The sequence below is a fragment of the Dehalococcoidales bacterium genome, assembly GCA_028716225.1.
GTDB lineage: Bacteria > Chloroflexota > Dehalococcoidia > Dehalococcoidales > UBA5760 > UBA5760.
This window is the reverse complement of sequence record JAQUQE010000122.1, coordinates 1-3,029: the sequence shown is the minus strand read 5'-3', so window position 1 is coordinate 3,029 and position 3,029 is coordinate 1. Positions and strand designations below refer to the sequence as shown.

Below are 3,029 nucleotides of genomic sequence, written 5' to 3'. Positions count from 1 at the left end.
TCTGAATTTGCCCCGCTATCTGCTCTGCGTATCCTGCGGTCACGTCGTCGTTTGCCGTTGGCGCTGCTGCTCCGTTGAAGTTGTGATGAGGAACTTCGTTCCAGATTGCTGCACCTGTAGTGCTATCAACTGATATGAAAAACGAGTTCGTTGTTGTATTTATCCAAGGCGTTCCCGTCGGATCTGGCGGGATGCTATGATTCGTCGGAGTTCCGGGACGCGATCGATATCGAGTGCGAAGTGGAGGGCTGAGGCGATGAGACTCCCTCTCCTCCTCGCCGTCTGGGGGCGAAATGGCGAAAGCTGACGCCTTCTTCGCCCTCGGCCGCCTGATGGAAGAGTACCCTATGATCGTGAGGAACGCCGCCGTCGTCATCCTATTGGCGACGGCTATCGCTATTGTTTTTTGGAAGTAGAAAAAGAAGGGGCGAGGATCGGGCGCTAAGTGCGCCCGTCACCACGTACTCGCGGCCCAGTTGAACGTTTTTCCATTCGTCACAGTTGGATAGATATTCGTAGCATCGGCCCACCACGTTGCAGTAGCTCCCGGCACGTTTGGTGTCACAGATACACTGTGTGGTTCTGCGCGGAGACCGTGCGCAATAGTTTGCTCCGCTCCGGTCCCTGTCGAGCTTCCGGTCGCCTCTGTGATCGTGCCAGAGTTATGCGACACTTTCATACCAGATCCCAGGATTGCGCTGGATATCGGATCTGTGTTATGTGCGACCATATTAGCCATGCAAATCCCGGATACTCCACTCATGGATGAGCTCGAAACGCCCCAAGTATAATCTGCTACACGATTCCCTACGACTACAGCGTTATTCAGCGTCGTCGAGAAAAAGATCCCTACCGAATATTCCCATGATCCACGTAGAATCGTGTTGCTGGATAGCAACACACCGTCTGCCCTCAACACATATATGCCATAACGTGCGGTGTCTTCGACTGAATTTCCAACAACGGTAAAATTTTTTGGGTCGTCCAATTTGATCCCGCTATCTCCTACCGTTGAGATCTTGTTTCCTTCCACCACATGACCCGATCCACTGAGTCGCATCCCGGATTGATTGACATTTCTTACGTGGTTGTTCGTGAAGACACAATTACTGGTCTCGTATGAGGCGTATATGCCGTTTCCGGTTCCACTATACGATTCGTTGCGTGTCAATATATTTGATACTTTGTTGCCATCTAGAATGGTGTTGTTGCATCCTCCGGCGAGTGCAATGCCTTTCCATCTGTTCCCGTCACAAATGTTGGCATCGACTACTACCTCTCTACCACAATTTATATTGATCCCGGCTCCGGTGTTGTTGTTACAAATATTGTTTGATACTATTATATTTGTCGCGTCTTCAGTAGTGGTATAATTCCCTGATATATATATGCCATGACATCCACCATAATAGTCTGCAATTATGTTTCCGTTGTCATTGCATATGTTTTCAGCCACGATTACTTCATCTGCTCCAATTCCTCTAGATTGGGCTACATGAATACCCTGACCAACATATGCAACACTTTTTCCGTTGCTGCATACATGATTGTTACATATATGCGACGAGTGAATTTCACCAGCGTATATCCCCATAAAGCCATAGTTTTCTATTCTGCATCCTTTAACACTCAACCGAGTCGCACCATTTCCGGCTTCAATACCGCTACGCCCAAGCGTCCCATCGCCATATAAGTATATATCATTTATGGAGATGTCGTGGTACGCACCAGCAATGTAGAATCCAGTGGCATCATCAACTATCATTGACGCATCGCCACACCCCAAAACATATGTATTATTTTTTGGGACCAGCATTCCAGATTTATAATATTTTCCCGGCGGCAGAAACGCTATACCATTTCCAGCAGAACAGTCTAGCCACGCCTGAAGTGCGACAGTATCGTCAGTTACACCGTCTCCCACGGCCCCGTAATCTCGTGCATTATGCAACCCTACTATCGCATTCCTAGCGTAATACCCGCTCGCAAAATCGATATCCCCCACGAACGTCGTCGCCGGGAGCGTGTTCACCGCCGATCCGATCCCCGCCAGAAGCAGCAGGGCCATTATCATAATCTTGAGTTTCATTTTTATCATCCTCAAACTGTCACATATTCAAGTATAAGCGTAAACGTGCCTTCCGTTGCCGCACCTGGTGTGATGAACGCTTTTATCACCGCGCCAGATGCGTAATATTTGTTCGGAGTGTACGTGTCATGTGTTGCTCCTTGCGCATCCACCAGTTCGGCAGTCATCAGGTTTGCCTCGTCGCCTTCCTCCCCCACGGTTACTGTGCCAGCGTCATATGCCGTCGTGACGACCTTTCCCACGAACCGGATGAACCCATTGCCTGGCATCGTGAGGAGCGTAACCTTGCCGTCTGCGTCATTATATGGAACCGTTACTTTTGCTTTTTGTACCTCACCGTCTACATACGTTTTAACAGCTTTTTCTGTCGGTACAGCGTTGTCGCTGTTGTCTCCTAGTGTCCCATCTGTTGATTTTTCAATTCCGTCTGTTAATGTGTTTGAATTTGCTGCTCCCCATTGTGGTATGTAGTTCAGTGTATTGGCGGCTGGCCCGCGTACCATCCTTGCCCATACTGCTGCTCCGTCACTGTTATCTATGCATTGATGCACTACGCCTGTTGCATTGTTCACCCACACCGATCCTGGTATATATCCCTGGTCAATATCGTCGTTCACCGTCGGATCTTCGTTCGTTGAATGAACTTTTACTACTTGTTGCCATACTGCAGCACCCACGCTGTTGTCTATGCAGTGCCATATAGTGCTGTTTGTCGTATTTATCCAAGTTGATCCTCTAACAAACCCGTCGTTTATGTCATCGTTTGCGGTTGGGTCTACTGCAGCGTTGTGTGACGTGTTGACTTCTATCCAGACTGCTGCTGCAGCTGTCGCGATTACGCATGTGTATAGTGTCGTTCCATATATCCATGTTGATCCTACATCGTATCCTGCGGTCACGTCGTCATTCGCAGTCGGTGCTGCTGCCCCGTTAAAGTTAT

The 3,029-nt window shown here is 48.9% G+C and carries 3 protein-coding genes; 1 reads left to right on the top strand and 2 read right to left on the bottom strand.

What is annotated here, in order from left to right; genetic code table 11:
- Nucleotides 1–293: 293 nt before the first annotated feature.
- The gene (locus tag PHI12_14530) at nucleotides 294–416 is read left to right on the top strand and encodes a hypothetical protein (protein MDD5512001.1); all 123 of its coding nucleotides are present in this window, start codon (nucleotides 294–296) and stop codon (nucleotides 414–416) included.
- Between the two features lie 38 nt (nucleotides 417–454).
- Here PHI12_14530 and PHI12_14525 read toward each other — a convergent pair whose 3' ends face one another.
- Both PHI12_14525 and PHI12_14520 read right to left on the bottom strand, forming a co-directional pair.
- Entirely contained in the window at nucleotides 455–2,089 is a 1,635-nt protein-coding gene (locus PHI12_14525; GenBank protein ID MDD5512000.1) for a right-handed parallel beta-helix repeat-containing protein, read from the bottom strand.
- An 11-nt stretch (nucleotides 2,090–2,100) separates the two neighbouring features.
- A partial coding sequence (locus PHI12_14520) for a hypothetical protein (GenBank protein MDD5511999.1) occupies nucleotides 2,101–3,029 on the bottom strand: 929 nt, incomplete at its 5' end.

Excerpts from the sequence above, each read along its gene's own strand:
- PHI12_14530 (MDD5512001.1), top strand. The coding sequence starts at position 294 with ATGGCGAAAGCTGACGCCTTCTTCGCCCTCGGCCGCCTGATGGAAGAG.
- PHI12_14525 (MDD5512000.1), bottom strand. The coding sequence starts at position 2,089 with ATGAAACTCAAGATTATGATAATGGCCCTGCTGCTTCTGGCGGGGATC.